Origin of the sequence: uncultured Enterococcus sp. (genome assembly GCF_913775425.1) — a bacterium.
Taxonomy (GTDB): Bacteria; Bacillota; Bacilli; order Lactobacillales; family Enterococcaceae; genus Enterococcus_G.
This window is the reverse complement of record NZ_CAJYIS010000064.1, coordinates 1-15,772: the sequence shown is the minus strand read 5'-3', so window position 1 is coordinate 15,772 and position 15,772 is coordinate 1. Positions and strand designations below refer to the sequence as shown.

Below are 15,772 nucleotides of genomic sequence, written 5' to 3'. Positions count from 1 at the left end.
CATTTGGTATAATACGAGAAGATGTCACTTACAGCTTTAAGTTGTAAAAAAACAAAAAAGGAATGGATTTCATGGATAACCAGTTAGTAACAAAAATAAAAGAAAACTACCAAATTGTTTTTGAGGAAATGGGGTTACTAGACCAAGCGTTTACCCATTCATCTTATGTGAATGAGCATCGAAATCTACACTTATGCGACAACGAACGTTTAGAATTTTTAGGAGATGCGGTATTAGAGCTATTGGTATCACAATATTTATACCGTCAATTTCCAGAAATGCCAGAAGGAAAATTAACAAAGCTACGTGCCTCGATCGTACGAGAAGATTCACTTGCTGAATTTGCTCGAGAATGTGCTTTTGATCAATTTATCCGTCTTGGAAAAGGCGAGGAAAACTCTGGTGGACGTCAACGTGCAGCACTGTTATGTGATTTATTCGAATCATTTTTAGGTGCATTGTATTTAGATCAAGGATTAGAAGCAGTTCATGGCTTTTTAAAAACTGTAATTTTCCCTAAAGTTGAAGCGGGTGCTTTTTCACATGAAATGGATCATAAAACAAAGTTACAAGAAGTATTGCAACGTGGCGGCGACGTGTTTATCGATTACCGTTTGATCAAAGAAGAAGGACCAGCACACGAACGGATATTTTGGACAGATGTCTATTGTGATGGCAAATTGATTGGTCAAGGAACAGGTCGTTCAAAAAAAGGAGCTGAGCAAGCTGCAGCTCAAAATGCATTGGAAGAATTAGAAGAATAAGTGGGGAAGTCATGTGTATTTAAAACGTATTGAAGTGGCAGGATTCAAATCTTTTGCCAATCGCACTACGATCGAATTTGAAAATCAAGTAACAGCGATCGTAGGACCAAATGGAAGTGGTAAAAGTAATATCACAGAAGCGATTCGTTGGGTTTTAGGAGAGTCTTCGGCTAAAAGTTTACGTGGTGGCAAGATGCCAGATATCATCTTTGCCGGATCAGAGTCACGCAAACCGCTAAATATCGCTGAAGTCACGCTAGTGCTCGATAATGAAGACCATTATCTTCCAGTAGAATTTGTCGAAGTAAGTGTAACAAGAAGATTACGTAGAACTGGCGAGAGTGATTTTTTCTTAAATAAACAAGCTTGCCGCCTAAAAGACATACAAGAATTGTTTATGGACTCTGGCTTAGGAAAAGAGTCCTTTTCTATTATTTCGCAAGGAAAAGTCGAAGCGATTTTTAGTAGTAAACCAGAAGAACGACGCGGTATCTTTGAAGAAGCCGCAGGAGTTTTAAAATACAAGTCACGTAAAAAACAAGCGGAATCAAAACTTTCTGAGACTAAAGAAAATCTAAGTCGTTTAAATGATATCGTCTACGAATTAGACGAACAGCTTAGTCCGTTACGTCAGCAAAAAGAAACGGCAACGAAATATGTGGCATTAAAAGAAGAGTTGACACAACTTGACGTCACATATACGATCAGCAGTTTAGCCCAACATGAGGCGACGCATCAACAGATCGTTGAAAAAGCGCGACTAGCACAGCAAGAACTGGATACAATCCAAACGAATCTTACGGATAAAGAACATCTTTTACAACAATTGCGTGCGCAACGTGAACAATTTGATACCACGATCGAAGCAGAAAACCAAACACTTTTGTCGTTAGTAGAACGATTGAAACAAGCAGAAGGACAGTTGGATGTATTAAAAGAACGTTCGAAACATACGCTAAAGAGTAGCCAAGAATATCAAGAGTCACTGGATGAAGTCATGGATATGATTGAACGCTTAGAAGATGAAAAAGCGCATGTGATCGCGCAATTGTCGTTACAAAACGGTGAACTGCAACAAGTTGAAAAGCAAATCGCTCAAGCAATGAAAGAAATGAAAAATTATGAAAAATCGACGAAAGAATTAGTCGAAGAATTACGAGCAGAATATGTAGACGTGATGCAACAACAAGTAAATGTAAGCAATGAGCACAAATACTTGGAGCGTCAACACGAACAAGAACGTCTGCGTAATGAGCAAACACTAAAAAAACAAGCGGAAGTCTCAGAGCAACTGGCGCAACAAACAGCAGAATTAGAAGCAATCCAAAGTTCTTTATCTAAAGAAAAAGCGCAACAACTTGAACACACGAAACAAGTAAGTGAGCTTCAAAGCTTAGTTGAAACGACTAAAGGACGTATTGAAAAAGCACAAGCGAAAATGTATGACTTGATGCGTGAAGTTCAACAAGTCAAAGCTCGTCAAAAAAGCTTGCAAGAAATCAAAGAAAATTATACTGGTTATTATCAAGGTGTACGCGAAGCGCTAAAACATCGGGAAGATTTACAGATCATAGGAGCAGTAGCTGAATTGATCGAGGTCCCTGAAGACTATACATTAGGGATCGAAACCGCGTTAGGTGGAGCATCACAGCATGTCGTAATGGAAAATGAAGCGGACGCCAGAGCTGCGATTACATTTTTGAAAAAACGCCAAGCTGGACGTGCGACTTTTTTACCGTTGACGACAATCAAACCACGTACCCTACCACCATCAGTACTCGCGCAAGTGCAAGAAATTACTGGTTTTGTAGGCGTGGCCAGTCAATTAGTTCAATACGAAGAACGCGTCCAGACGATCATTGAGAATCTATTGGGGACGGTGTTGATGGCGACAGACCTAGCCGCGGCAAACCAAATCGCAAGAGCACTTCAATTTCGCTATCGTGTCGTGTCACTAGAAGGTGATGTGATGAATGCTGGTGGATCGATGACTGGTGGAGCTTCAAAACGCAATAGCCAATCGAGTATGTTTACACAAGGCGCTCAATTACAAGAATTGACCCAAACGGCACAACGTCTAGAGACACAATTACAATTGACCGAACGTCAGGTTAAAGAATTGCAAGAACTAGATAGCACCACTAGACAACGCTTAGACGTATTACGTATGCAATATCAAGATGATCAAGTGCAAACGCAAGACTTTGCCTCGAAAGCGCAAGTGTTACAAAGTACGATCGAACGTCTAGAAAAAGATCAACAAATCTATGCATTTGAACTACGCGAATGGCAACGATTTGTTACCGATTATACAGAGCAACATCAGCAATTGACTAGCGAACAAGTACAAATCACCGAACGGCTGACGAAAATCCAACAAGAGATGGATACATTGACTAAAGAAGAAGATGGGATCGAAAAGCGTCGACAAGTACTACGCGATGAAATCAGCCAGTTGCAAGCTAAAGAAGCTGTGGCAAAAGAAAAAGTCACACATTTGAAAGAACGCTTTACACAAACCAATACCTCATTGACGCAAGCTGAACAAAAACAAGCGACATTAGAGCGTCAATTGGCAGCATTGGCTTCATCAGATGAACACCAAGAAGAAACAGTAGAGTCGTTAAGTGAATTGATTGCAACGACACAAACAAAAAAACTGGATCTAGAAGAACAATTGCAAATGATCCGTGAAAAACGATATGCTTGCCATGAGCAAATCCGTAAAGAAGACGATGCATTAGCATTGATTTATCGTCAACAAAAAGAAGGATTAGCACTACACAATCAATATGCGTTACAAGAAGACCGTGTTCAAACCAAAATGGCACAACAAATCAGTTATTTGGATGAGAACTACCATTTAACAGTTGAACAAGCAAAAGCATTGTATCCATTTGTCACACCTGATGAGGAGCAAAAAAAGCAAATCAGTCGTTTGAAGCAACAAATCACCTCTTTAGGGGTTGTGAACTTGCAAGCGATTGAGCAGTATGAACAAGTGAATGAACGTTATGAATTTTTAACGAGCCAAAAAGATGATCTGACCCAAGCAAAAGAACAATTAGAAGAAACGATGTCTGAAATGGATGAAGAAGTGAAACAACGTTTTTCAGAGACGTTTAATGCGATCAAACGTCAGTTTAGTCAAGTATTTCCTAACATGTTCGGTGGTGGGCGAGCAGAACTTGTTTTAACACAACCGGATGATTTATTACACACAGGAATCGAGATCGAAGCGCAACCACCAGGGAAAAAATTACAAAGCCTAAGTTTACTATCCGGTGGGGAACGTTCGTTGACAGCGATCGCATTATTATTTGCGATCATTCAAGTTCGTCCAGTACCGTTTTGTATCTTAGATGAAGTCGAGGCTGCTTTAGACGAAGCGAATGTGTCGCGTTTTGGTCGTTATTTGAAATCAAATCAAAACCACGCACAATTTATTGTGGTCACACATCGCAAAGGAACAATGGAAGCTGCAGATGCTTTATATGGTGTTACTATGGAAGAATCAGGGGTCTCTAAAGTCTTATCTGTAAAATTAGATCAGGTAAAAGACGATGGCCAAATCGAAGTAAAAGGAGCAGTAAAATGATTAAATTAGTCGCAATCGATCTAGATGGTACATTATTGACCGATAAAAAAACAGTTTCCGTCCGCAATCATGATGTGCTGACTCAAGCGAAGGCACAAGGAGTCAAAATCGTGTTATGCACGGGTCGTCCATTGATGGCAATCCGTCCTTATTTGGATTCGTTGAACTTGCGTGAAGCAGGAGATTACAGTATCACCTTTAATGGTGGATTAGTTCAAAAAAATGATACAGGAGCAATCGTAGAAAAAGTCACTTTGACGAAAGCAAATGTGGATGAATTGATCGCACTAGCAAAAGAACTCGATATGCCACTGGATATTTTATCAGATGAAATCGTGTTATGCATTCGGACTTCATCGACGTATCAAACGATCTATCCATCGCTTAATCCGTTATTGACTTATAAAGAAGCAACAGAAGCAGAATTAGCCGAGTATACGCTGTTTAATAAAGCAGTTACGGCATATGACCAAGAGGTTTTAGATAAATGGATCACGAAGATCCCTGATGCTATCAAAGAAAAATTTGAAGTCATCAAAACACGTAATAATCTGTTAGAATTTATGCCAAAAGGCGTAACAAAGGCTGCTGGGATCGCTCGTCTAGCAACTGACTTAGGAATTGAACAAACTGAAGTTATGGCAATCGGAGATGAAGAAAACGATCTGTCGATGGTCTCTTATGCTAAAATCGGAGTAGCGATGGAAAATGCAGTTTTGCCTGTCAAAGAAGCAGCTGATTTTATTACGAAAACAAACGAAGAAGACGGGGTAGCATTAGCTATCGAAAAATTTGTACTAAACTAAGCTAAGGGAAGTGAGTCTATGGGATTTTTTGATAAAATCAAACGCGCCTTTACTGGTGAAGAAAAACCAGAAGAAGTTAGCGTCGAACAAGAACAAGTCCAAGAAAAATATGATAAAGGTCTAGAAAAGACCCGTAAAACTTTTGGGGAACGTATGAATGAATTGTTTGCCAATTTTAGAACGGTTGATGAAGACTTTTTTGAAGAGTTAGAAGAAACGCTAATTGGAGCAGATGTTGGTTTTGATACGGCAATCAAAATTTCAGAAGCATTACGTGAAGAAGTGAAATTACGCAATGCGAAAAAACCGGCTGAAGTCCAAAATGCGATTATTGAAAAACTAGTCGACCTTTATGAAGCAGAAGGAGTCGATGAGATCAACACGTTGAACCTAAAACCAGAAGGCTTGACCGTGATGTTATTCGTCGGCGTCAATGGTGTAGGAAAGACGACCAGTATTGGGAAATTAGCGCATCAATACAAACAAGAAGGTAAAAAAGTCTTATTAGCCGCTGCCGATACATTTCGTGCTGGAGCGATCGATCAGTTGGTCGTATGGGGCGAACGGGCAGGTGTTGAAGTCGTACGCGGAGAGGCCAATGGTGATCCAGCTGCGGTCGTATTCGATGCAATGCGTCGTGCGAAAGCTGAACAAGCCGACGTACTGTTGATCGATACCGCAGGACGGCTACAAAATAAAGTCAATTTGATGAATGAGTTAGAGAAAATCAAACGCATCATTCAGCGTGAAGAACCCGATGCACCACATGAAGTATTGCTTGTCTTAGATGCTACCACGGGGCAAAATGCGATGGTCCAAGCAAAGCAATTCAAAGAAACGACTGATGTTACAGGTTTAGTTTTGACAAAACTAGATGGTACAGCTAAAGGTGGAATCGTCTTAGCGATTCGAAATGAGTTACATTTGCCAGTAAAACTGGTAGGATTAGGTGAAAAAATCGATGACTTAGAGCCATTTGATCCAAATGACTTTGTGATCGGTCTGTTCAAAGGTTTATTAAAAGAAGAATAGGGATAGAAAGCTAGCCTTTCTAGATCGGGGGAACCATGGATTACCAAACATTATTGATGCATGAAACAGTCTTACCTTATGCGCTAAGTGCACGTTTTGGAATTGAACGTGAAGGTCAACGAATTACAAAAACAGGTCAACTAGTTGATACGGCTTATCCTAAAACATTAGGGAACCGCTCATCACATCCATATATTCAGACAGATTTTGCTGAGACACAAATGGAACTTATTACACCAGTAACCGATTCTGTAGAGGAATTGTTTCGTTACTTAGCGGCAATCCATGACGTTGCTTATCGTTCATTAGAAGACGATGAACGATTATGGCCACTAAGTATGCCACCAGCGTTACCATTAAAAGACGAAGCCATTACACTGGCAAAATTAGATCGCTTTGAAGATGTCTTGTATCGTCGCTATCTAGCCAAAACGTATGGACGTCGTAAACAAATGGTCAGTGGGATTCATTTTAATATCGAATTATCTGAAGAATTACTGCAACGTATGTTTGCGATCCAAACAGAAGAAACAGACTTTATACGATTTAAAACAAATGCTTACTTAAAAGTGACACGTAATTATTTAGCATACCGCTTTTTGATCACGTATTTGTTTGGAGCTTCACCGATGAGTGAAAAAAACTTTTTCGTCGGAGCAGCTGGTCCTAAAGAGCCCGTTCGTTCTTTGCGTAATAGTTCTTTTGGATATAAAAATAAAGAGGATGTCAAAGTTCGTTATGATTCGATCGAATCGTATCTAGCTGATTTGACACAAATGGTTGAAGACGGTAAATTATCTGAGGAAAAAGAATTTTATGCCTCTGTTCGTTTACGAGGTGGTAAAAAAGTTGCGGATCTTGCGACTTCAGGTATTCGTTATATCGAACTGCGGAATATCGACTTGAATCCGTATGCTCAGTATGGGATCTCGAAAGAACAAGTCGAATGTTTACATTTATTTTTATTGTTTATGTTAGCCAAAGAAGAAACAGATGAAAGTGTCCTCTTAAAACGAGGTGATCTCAAAAATAATGCGATTGCGTTAGAACATCCATTGCATGAATCTGCTTATCAAAAGGAAATCGATGCATTGATTGCTGAATTTTTAGTATTTATCGAGCAAGCCAAGCTACCGATCTCGACAGAGCTAGCTGACTGGTTGAAAATGGTTCAACAAGATCATACTCAAACATTAGCTGCTCGTTGGTATCAAGAAGCAAAACAAAGTACACAAGCCAAAGCTGCGACTGCTTTAGCAGATGAATATGCTGTATTGGCTTGGGCTAAACCTTATCAATTAGCCGGCTTTCGCGATATGGAACTGTCGACCCAAATTCTTTTATTTGATGCGATTCAAAAAGGAATCAATGTCGCTGTTTTAGATGAGCAAGATCAATTCTTACAGTTATCAGTAGGTGAACATCGCGAGTGGGTCAAAAATGCCAATATGACTGCAAAAGATTCGTATATCGTACCGCTATTGATGGAAAATAAAACTGTCACAAAAAAAGTGTTAGCACAAGCTGGTTTTCGTGTGCCAACAGGTGGCGAATATGAGACTAAAGAACGTGCCTTGGCAGACTTTGCCCGCTATCAACACCAAGGTTTTGTCGTAAAACCTAAATCGACAAATTATGGATTGGGGATCTCGATTTTTAAAGAAGGGGCTACTCGTGAAGATTTTGCAGCAGCATTAGATATTGCTTTTGCTGAAGATACATCGATTTTGATCGAAGAATTTTTATCGGGTACAGAATATCGTTTCTTTGTGATCGACGGTCAGGTCAAAGCCATTTTACTGCGCATACCCGCGAATGTAGTCGGAGATGGTAAGCGTACGATTACAGAACTTGTAGCAGAAAAAAATCAAGATCCATTGCGTGGCACGCATCATCGTGCGCCTTTGGAATTGATTCAACTTGGTTCTTTAGAACAATTGATGTTAAAAGAACAAGGGTATACGATCGATAGTATCCCAGAAAAAGATACGATCGTCTATTTAAGAGAAAATTCAAACATCAGTACCGGGGGCGACTCGATCGATGTTACCGATACATTTTCAGATGATTACAAACAAGTCGCTATCGATGCAGTTGCAGCATTAGGTGCAGTCGTATGTGGAATCGATTTGATCATTCCAGATAAAGAAGTGTCTGCTACAGCAAAAAATGCGTATGGAATCATTGAAGGAAACTTCAATCCAGCTATGCATATGCATACGTATCCATTTTCAGGTACAGGTCGTCGTTTGACGATGGATGTCTTGCATTTATTGTTCCCAGAAAAAGTCTGATCATCACACTCTAGATAAAAAGCAGCTGTGATAAAAATTGACAGCATAAAGAAATCAGCCGAATCATTCCGACAATAGTTTTCCTTATTTCGGTAATGATTCGGCTGATTTTTTAAAGAAGTGATTTTCCGATTATGGTGTATTCGTTTTTAGGGCTTTGATAGGCATTTTTAGGAAAAAAAGCGTATACTACAAGTATATCAAAACAAGAGGAGTGGTAGGAATGGGTACGATCGTTTCAATTATAGTTGGAATTATCTGTATTGGTCTAGGTATATATCAAGCTTATGCTACTCAAAGATTGTTTCATTACGTCAAGACTAAAGGTGGACAAGAAACGTCGCCTTTCTTTTTAATGACGATGTGGAGTACAGTATTGATCACGATTGGATTGATAATAGCAGGCTTATATTTGATTTTTGTCTTGAGTTTGACGTTTTAAGTTCAATTTAAGCTTAATAAGATATTCTCAATATACCCAAACAAACCAAACATATTCATTTCTTTCTCCAAAACTCACTAGTCCTTGCTAGTGAGTTTTTTTGATTGTTACAGCTGAAGTATACCATCTAGTTTTTCTTTGATTTCAGGATGCAAATGATGCGTTACCATGATTAAAGTTAATTCTTTTTTGTGACGAGATACTTTTCAATCATCAAAAGATTCTTTTGATCTAAACTGGAAGTGCCTTCATCTATGATTAGAATGTGTTTTTCTCTAATTAAGCCTCTTGCTAAACCAATTCTTTGTGCTTGTCCTCCAGAGATAAGATTGGCACGTTCGCCAACATTCGTATCTAATTGTTCAGGTAATTGCGCAACGAATTCTTTCAAATCGACCAACTCGAGAACAGCCCATAGCTGTTCGTCTGAAAATGAATCATCTAAAGTTAGATTTTCTCTGACAGAGGTGTTGAATAAATGTGTATGTTGATCAATATAGGTGATTTGATTGGTTATTTCCTCATACTGTATAGCGGCGATTTCGTGCTGATTGAGCATTACGGAACCAGTGTAATTGAGAAATTTACCAGTAATAATATTGAGTAAAGTAGATTTTCCGGTACCACTAGCACCTACAATCGCGTATTTTTTATTTAACTCAAAAGAAAAAGTAATGTCTTCTAGAACGACTTTGGAATCATATTGGTACCGTAAATTGTTTAATACAATACCAGAATGCATGGGAGTGGACGTAGTATACGGATGCGTGTCGCATTCGGGAATCGCTGCTAGTTTTTCAAAGAGTGGTTTCGTTCCGTTAATCGAGGACATAAACTGACTAATATTCCCCACCGTATTAAAAATATTGGCTGAAAGTGAACCTGTAGCAGCAATCGAACCTAATGCTATTTTTTGGATTAAGATCAAAAATCCCGTTAGAATAAACATCGATACTTGGCCTAGAACATTTCCGATTCCTCCGGTAATGGCTACATTAGCCATAGTTTTAACATAGTTGTTTTTTGCTTGTCCAAGAGAAGTAGAGTACGACATTATTTTTTTTAAAATGAATTCTTGCTTATTGAGAGAATATAAAACAGAAAAACCGTTAAAAAAATCCGTTGCTTTTTCTAAAAATAGTTCGTTTTGTTTCGTTACATGGTGAGTTTTTTTTGCGATTGCTTTTTTGTAAAGGCGGGGAATTTGTAATAAACAGACAACTTCAAACAAAGTAAGTACAACAAGAGACCAGTGGAAGAAAAAAAGTGAACCTAATGCGATGAAAGAGGTAATCAAACCTGCGACTAATTCATAAAATGGGGCAAATCCCAATTGCTCGATCTGAGAAATATCATTAGTTAACCAAGAAGCGTAAGTTCCAGTAGAGTGTTTGGCAAAATTTTGATATCCGCTATACACTAATTTTTTAGTCGTTTGGACGCGAAGATGTGTGGCCATTGACTGTGTAGTTGCGCTAACTTGTCGCATTTTTAGATAAGTAAATAATAAAAAGAAGGTATAACAGATTACTAATTTCAAAGCAGAAGTAAAAAAAATCGATTGGTTACGTGATGTTAATGCATTGACAATATCAGCATTAATAAAACTAATAATGGAGATGCTAATTGCTGAACCAATCATAAAAAACAAAATGATTGAGTTTTCTTTCCAAAATGCTAGCATAATCTGTTTCATAAGTTGACTCTCCTTTCATCAAGTGAAGAGTGTTATTCCTCTTCTATTTTTTTAATCATATATTCCACTTCATAGGGCATCTGTGTTGCTTCATGTTGTTCATTGAAAGATAAGTGTCCATATTTAAAAAGTAAGGCGTGCATATCTTGATTGAATTGCTCTAAAAGTGTCTCGGATAAAAAGATAGATGTTTTTGCATGGTGTACTTTATCAGAAACAGATTGATCTGTTTGATGCTTAAATAATTTTGTTTTAGCGGTATAGTATTTCTCGATGATTCCTTTTTTTGTTTCTGTATTATGAATCGATAAAATACCATGTTTTAATAATTGTTGGATATGATAATACGTCGTACCAGGATTCAATTTTAATGTATCTGCTACTTGTTTTGAGGTCATAGGTGTCTCATATAGCATGGCGACTATTTTGGAGCGAGTAGGGTTAGCGAGCACTTTTTGTTGCTCCCAATTAATCTCCATTTCATTCATTTGTGAAAATTTCATAAGGCAGCTATCCTTTCTATTCTTTGATTTATCAAATATTTGTATTTACAAATCGATTTATAAATACAAATATAAAGCATTTGGTTTTTATTTGCAATAGTTATTTTCGAGAGTATTGTTGTCATATTGATAGTTTTAATTTTCACAATGTAAGCGTATAATAACTATAAAAGGCAGGTGTTTAAGATGGATCAACGACATTTTCAATTATTTGCTAGAGGATTCGATTTGGGATTGAAAGCTTTTGCTCTTGTGACGATTGTGATCAGTTTGATGGTAGGGTATGCCTTACTATTTTTAAATGGCGAGGTGACGTTTAGCTTCACTGCACCGGTATTTTCACTATTTCGTAGTTATGAAACACCATCAACACAATTGGTCTCTAATATGAGTGCCATTGTCGGATTTTGTTCGGCTTTGATTGACAGCTTCTTATTGTTTAGAGGGAGTCAAGTATGTGCACGCATATCACAAGGTCAGACTCCATTTACAACAGAAAACTACCGCGTCATTAAGCAAATTGCGATTATTTTGCTGATTGTCAGTCTAGTGGAACCATTAGTCTATTCACTGTTGGTAACGATCGGAATGGAAAAAGGTTACTATATTGTTTTTGGTCTGGGATATCAAACATTTATGGGTATATTGGTCTATTTGATTGCTGAAATTATCCATTACGGAAGTCTTGAAAGTGGAGTAAATGAATGATCCAGTGAGACCAAAATTTACTGTTGTAGTCAAAAAAGCAAGTCTGTTTCTGTTCGTTTTTATTTTGTTTAAGGTTGTGTATCAAGTGATCATGTAAAGAGTAGCAATGTTTCATTGGATCACACAAATCATCCATACAAAGGAAAGCGGACTGATCGTATTCACGATGCTTCTGACTGCATGTATATCATGGATATTGAATTCATTCTTATTAGGTAGTCTATATTTTGTGTATCAAACGATACGCTATCGTAAAAAAATTAGTACATAAAAGAGGAGGGCTTATGATGTGGAGCAATAAATACTATCTTAAACCATCGCAGCAAGCATATTATGTTTTTTATTTAGGGCTATTGGTCACAAGTTTAATTCTCTTGATTTGGTTTAAGCCACCATTTCAACTCTCATTTTTTCTAGTACTTGGCTATTTTTTACTTGATCTGTACTTTTTATGTTATTTAGGAAAAGTACCGATCAAAGTGATTTTAGGCGACAGTTTTTTATTTAGTCTGTGGTTGATAATGTTCTATTGGATAAAGTAAACAGTGTATTCAAAGTAACTCTTTTAAGAAAAAAGCCGCACCATGGTCAAAATCGTTTCATCGATTTTGACCATGGTGCGGCTTTTTTTAGAGCGCTCTTTATTTTTTTAAAACCATTTTTTCCAAAACGATTGCTTTTCAGGAATGGGAGTCGTCGATTTTGGTTCATATTTTTGATCAATCGCGATAATCGGTTCATCAACCGCATGATCAGTGACCACTAATAGACCAACTGTATCTTCAGTAAGGGCTCCTTCATAAGAAACAATTCGAAAAGGAATACTTTTGTCCGTTAATTGTTTGATATAAAGTGCTTGGACACTTTGAGGAACTTGATCATTTATCAAACAACTTGCTTCTTTATAGTCCGTGATATGATCAAAAAAGATCGTGCTCCACGTGGAGTCTTTCATTTGAGGGATTGTCATTTTCAGATAGCACCGTTCACGAAAAGTACCTAAATATGCACGTTGCTCATCTGGATGGAGCTTTGGAGAACCGTAGCGGCCGCTATCAAGGTGCTTTTGTAACTCATCAGGCATAATATTCCTCCTTTTTTAACCAGTATAACAAGAAATGAAACGCAAGAAAAATACAACGAACACACCAATCGCTTCTTTTAAAAAAATTTGGTATGATGAAATTACTTAAAAGGAGTGAGAGATATGTTAAAACTAGATATTCAACCAGAAGTCGCAGCTAAAATTTTAGCCAAAAAACAAGAAAACGAGCGCATCTTACTCGACAATGAAGATGGACGGGGGCCTTTTGTCGACCATGCGATCTCTTGTCAATTAAATCCTAGTTTTCAGTTGTTTTTAGTCGATGATTCCTATACAGACGAAGAGCTAAAAGATTATAGTCTGACAGTCGAAACGGCAGTTGGTCCTGTCTCATTTAAAGAATCTGCAACACGTTTACTCGATCAAGAAAATCGTTTGGTGATCGAACCAACATATGGTCGGATTCAGTTAAAATCAGATGGTGGGATTTTAGCTTCTGATGTGAAGATCGTGACCCGTTCAAAGGCTGAGCCTACAGCGTGAGTCGTTTAGCAGTTATTTCGGATTTGCATGTTGATATCAATCAGTTTGATGACAACTACTACGCTAAAATGGTAGCACACCTTAGCGATCAACGGGTTACTCACGTCCATATTGCCGGAGATAGTGCCAATACCAAAGCTGTTGCACTTGATGTGGTCAACTATTTTAGCCATTTTTTTGAGGTCACCTTTCATTGGGGGAATCATGAAATGGCTGATTTAGTCGGTGAAGAAGAGATCGAAGCATATGTTGACCCGCAGTTTTTGAATTTTTCTCACCACAAGTTAAACGAAAATAGGTATCTGATTGGAATGAATGGTTGGTACGATTATTCTTTTGCGAAAATCCCACGAGATTTTTCGCGCTTTAAGCAACTTGTTTGGTATGATCGGAAAATCACACGTGCGTTACCAGATCCTGAGTTATTAGCACAGATCACTGCGCGTTTGGATCGATATCTAGCGACGTTTAAAACGCAAGATCAGCTTATTTTAGCGACCCATTTCGTCCCGCATCACACCTTTGTTCCTGATTATCGTCCGCCCTATGAAAAATGGGATCAAATGAATGCTTTTTTAGGTTCAGAAAAAATCCACGAGGTTTTAAAAAAATACCCTCAAGTAAAGCAAGTTGTTTTTGGACATACTCACCGTAAGTTAGAAACAAAAACAATCGAAGGCATTACGTATCACTGTCGGCCATTAGGTTATATGTATGAGTGGCCAGAGACCAGAAAATGGTTAAGAGAGTATACGAAAAAAGCATTGCCGAATATGGCAGCCGTCAAAAAAGGATTGCAACAACACCACGAAGCATATCAAAAAGTGAAGCCTAAGATTTTTCAACAAGAATTTGAACGATCGATTAGTTATTTTGAGTTTTAGAAAAGAGGTCAACATGGAGCGATTTACCAAAGAAAGTTTTGCGGTATTTGAAGTCGAAGGATTGGATGCACGGATGGATGCGATTAGAAAAGATGTCCAGCCGGCATTTGCTACGCTGGGACAAGAAATCGCGGAGCATTTAACACAAAAAACAGGCGAAACGTATTATGTTCATATTGCCCAACACCGTAGACGAACAGTTCATGCCCCAGAGAATACGTGGGTAGCAATCGGACGTAGTAAGCGTGGCTATAAAATGGAAGCCCATTTTCAGTTAAGTTTATGGGACGATCGTTTGTTTATTTGGCTAGCGATGATTGATCAACCAAAAACAAAAGCGCAAATGGCCCAATATTTGATCGAACATAAAGCTGAACTTGCAAAATTTCCGTCTGATTTTGTGGTCAGCGGGAGTCACTTGGTTTCTGACTGTACACCGCTATCAGAAAGTCATGCAATTTTAGAGCGTTTTGTTACGATCAAAAAAAGTGAGTATCAGATTGGTCGAATGTTGACTAAAGAAGAAGTAGTGACAATTCCCAACCTAACAGATAAAATCTTGAAGACGATCGAGCAATTGTATCCTTTATGGCAAGAATTAGCTGAAACAAGTGAGATGTGACCAAAGTCTATCCCATCTTCTAAAAATCGAATAAACGGTGTTCCAGAAGTAGCTCTTTTATAAATAGGCCGGCATGACTCCCGAAATAGAGGAATCTATTATTGGAATCATGCCGGCTTATTTTTTTAAGCTGCCCACTTTTGTCACAGCTTTTTTTGCAATAAAAAAACCAAAGCGAAAATTCGCTTTGGTAAAGTCCAAAAATTAAAGTTTTTGGTTGTAGAATTCAACGATAAGAGCTTCGTCGATTTCAGCATAAAGTTCGTCACGTTCTGGTAAACGAGTTAATGAACCTTCTAATTTTTCATCGTCAAAACTTACGAAAGCAGTACGACCAACAGTTGCTTCAACAGCTTCTTTGATGATACTTAAGTTTTGAGATTTTTCACGAACGCCGATCACTTGACCAACTTCAACGTGGTATGAAGGGATATCCACACGTTTGCCATCAACAGTGATGTGACCGTGGTTTACTAATTGACGAGCTTGACGACGAGTAGTCGCAAGACCTAGACGGTAAACAACGTTATCTAAACGTTGTTCTAGTAATACCATGAAGTTAACCCCGTGTTTACCTTCTTTGATTTTGCTAGCTTTTACGAATAATGTACGGAATTGACGTTCGTTCATGCCGTACATGTGACGTAGTTTTTGTTTTTCAGTTAATTGCATACCGTATTCTGAACGAGAACCACGGCTGTTTGGTCCGTGTTGTCCTGGTGCGTAAGGACGGCGAGCTAATTCTTTACCTGAACCTGATAATGAGATGCCTAAACGGCGAGAAATTTTCCAAGATGGGCCTGTATAACGTGACATGAAATGTTTCCTCCAATAA

At 38.2% G+C, this 15,772-nt stretch carries 15 protein-coding genes; 11 read left to right on the top strand and 4 right to left on the bottom strand.

From position 1 onward, the window contains the following. The first annotated feature begins 71 nt into the window (after nucleotides 1-71). The 6 genes from rnc to QZ413_RS07200 all read left to right on the top strand — a co-directional run bounded on the left by rnc (nucleotide 72) and on the right by QZ413_RS07200 (nucleotide 8,936). On the top strand, nucleotides 72-764 hold the full coding sequence (gene rnc / locus QZ413_RS07225; protein WP_297077957.1) for a ribonuclease III: 693 nt from the start codon (nucleotides 72-74) through the stop codon (nucleotides 762-764). 13 nt (nucleotides 765-777) lie between these two features. Further along, complete coding sequence (gene smc / locus QZ413_RS07220) at nucleotides 778-4,362, top strand: chromosome segregation protein SMC (RefSeq protein WP_297077955.1); 3,585 nt, start codon at nucleotides 778-780, stop codon at nucleotides 4,360-4,362. Continuing rightward, nucleotides 4,359-5,168, top strand: a complete 810-nt coding sequence (locus QZ413_RS07215; RefSeq protein WP_297077953.1) for a Cof-type HAD-IIB family hydrolase — start codon at nucleotides 4,359-4,361, stop codon at nucleotides 5,166-5,168. The genes smc and QZ413_RS07215 overlap by 4 nt, the downstream gene beginning before the upstream one ends. An 18-nt stretch (nucleotides 5,169-5,186) precedes the next feature. Continuing rightward, a complete protein-coding gene (gene ftsY, locus QZ413_RS07210; protein WP_297077951.1) occupies nucleotides 5,187-6,200 on the top strand; it encodes a signal recognition particle-docking protein FtsY in 1,014 nt (337 codons plus the stop codon). A 35-nt stretch (nucleotides 6,201-6,235) separates the two neighbouring features. Continuing rightward, nucleotides 6,236-8,494, top strand: coding sequence for a bifunctional glutamate--cysteine ligase GshA/glutathione synthetase GshB (gene gshAB, locus QZ413_RS07205; protein ID WP_297077949.1), 2,259 nt, complete (start codon nucleotides 6,236-6,238; stop codon nucleotides 8,492-8,494). 223 nt (nucleotides 8,495-8,717) lie between these two features. Continuing rightward, nucleotides 8,718-8,936, top strand: a complete 219-nt coding sequence (locus tag QZ413_RS07200; RefSeq protein ID WP_297077947.1) for a hypothetical protein — start codon at nucleotides 8,718-8,720, stop codon at nucleotides 8,934-8,936. A 178-nt stretch (nucleotides 8,937-9,114) separates the two neighbouring features. Here QZ413_RS07200 and QZ413_RS07195 read toward each other — a convergent pair whose 3' ends face one another. Both QZ413_RS07195 and QZ413_RS07190 read right to left on the bottom strand, forming a co-directional pair. Then, nucleotides 9,115-10,632, bottom strand: coding sequence for an ABC transporter ATP-binding protein (locus tag QZ413_RS07195; protein ID WP_297077945.1), 1,518 nt, complete (start codon nucleotides 10,630-10,632; stop codon nucleotides 9,115-9,117). 32 nt (nucleotides 10,633-10,664) lie between these two features. Continuing rightward, on the bottom strand, nucleotides 10,665-11,135 hold the full coding sequence (locus tag QZ413_RS07190) for a transcriptional regulator (RefSeq protein ID WP_297077943.1): 471 nt from the start codon (nucleotides 11,133-11,135) through the stop codon (nucleotides 10,665-10,667). Between the two features lie 186 nt (nucleotides 11,136-11,321). On the opposite strand from QZ413_RS07190, the gene QZ413_RS07185 reads away from it, so the two are divergent. Continuing rightward, a complete protein-coding gene (locus tag QZ413_RS07185; protein ID WP_297077941.1) occupies nucleotides 11,322-11,843 on the top strand; it encodes a hypothetical protein in 522 nt (173 codons plus the stop codon). Between the two features lie 287 nt (nucleotides 11,844-12,130). Further along, nucleotides 12,131-12,385: a hypothetical protein gene (locus QZ413_RS07180; protein WP_297077939.1), complete on the top strand. Its 255-nt coding sequence runs from the start codon at nucleotides 12,131-12,133 to the stop codon at nucleotides 12,383-12,385. Nucleotides 12,386-12,492: 107 nt separating this feature from the next. Here QZ413_RS07180 and QZ413_RS07175 read toward each other — a convergent pair whose 3' ends face one another. Next, nucleotides 12,493-12,927 (bottom strand): YueI family protein, encoded by a 435-nt coding sequence (locus tag QZ413_RS07175; RefSeq protein WP_297077937.1) that lies wholly within the window; start codon nucleotides 12,925-12,927, stop codon nucleotides 12,493-12,495. A 123-nt stretch (nucleotides 12,928-13,050) separates the two neighbouring features. Here QZ413_RS07175 and QZ413_RS07170 point away from each other — a divergent pair, with 123 nt between their 5' ends. Genes QZ413_RS07170 through QZ413_RS07160 form a run of 3 tightly spaced genes read left to right on the top strand, consistent with a single transcriptional unit; the run spans nucleotide 13,051 to nucleotide 14,937 of the window. After that, complete coding sequence (locus QZ413_RS07170) at nucleotides 13,051-13,431, top strand: iron-sulfur cluster biosynthesis family protein (RefSeq protein ID WP_297077935.1); 381 nt, start codon at nucleotides 13,051-13,053, stop codon at nucleotides 13,429-13,431. Next, entirely contained in the window at nucleotides 13,428-14,315 is an 888-nt protein-coding gene (locus tag QZ413_RS07165; RefSeq protein WP_297077934.1) for a metallophosphoesterase, read from the top strand. The genes QZ413_RS07170 and QZ413_RS07165 overlap by 4 nt, the downstream gene beginning before the upstream one ends. Nucleotides 14,316-14,328: 13 nt before the next feature. Further along, nucleotides 14,329-14,937 (top strand): DUF1054 domain-containing protein, encoded by a 609-nt coding sequence (locus tag QZ413_RS07160; RefSeq protein WP_297077933.1) that lies wholly within the window; start codon nucleotides 14,329-14,331, stop codon nucleotides 14,935-14,937. A 204-nt stretch (nucleotides 14,938-15,141) separates the two neighbouring features. Here QZ413_RS07160 and rpsD read toward each other — a convergent pair whose 3' ends face one another. Next, nucleotides 15,142-15,753, bottom strand: a complete 612-nt coding sequence (gene rpsD, locus QZ413_RS07155) for a 30S ribosomal protein S4 (protein WP_297077932.1) — start codon at nucleotides 15,751-15,753, stop codon at nucleotides 15,142-15,144. Between the last annotated feature and the right edge of the window lie 19 nt (nucleotides 15,754-15,772).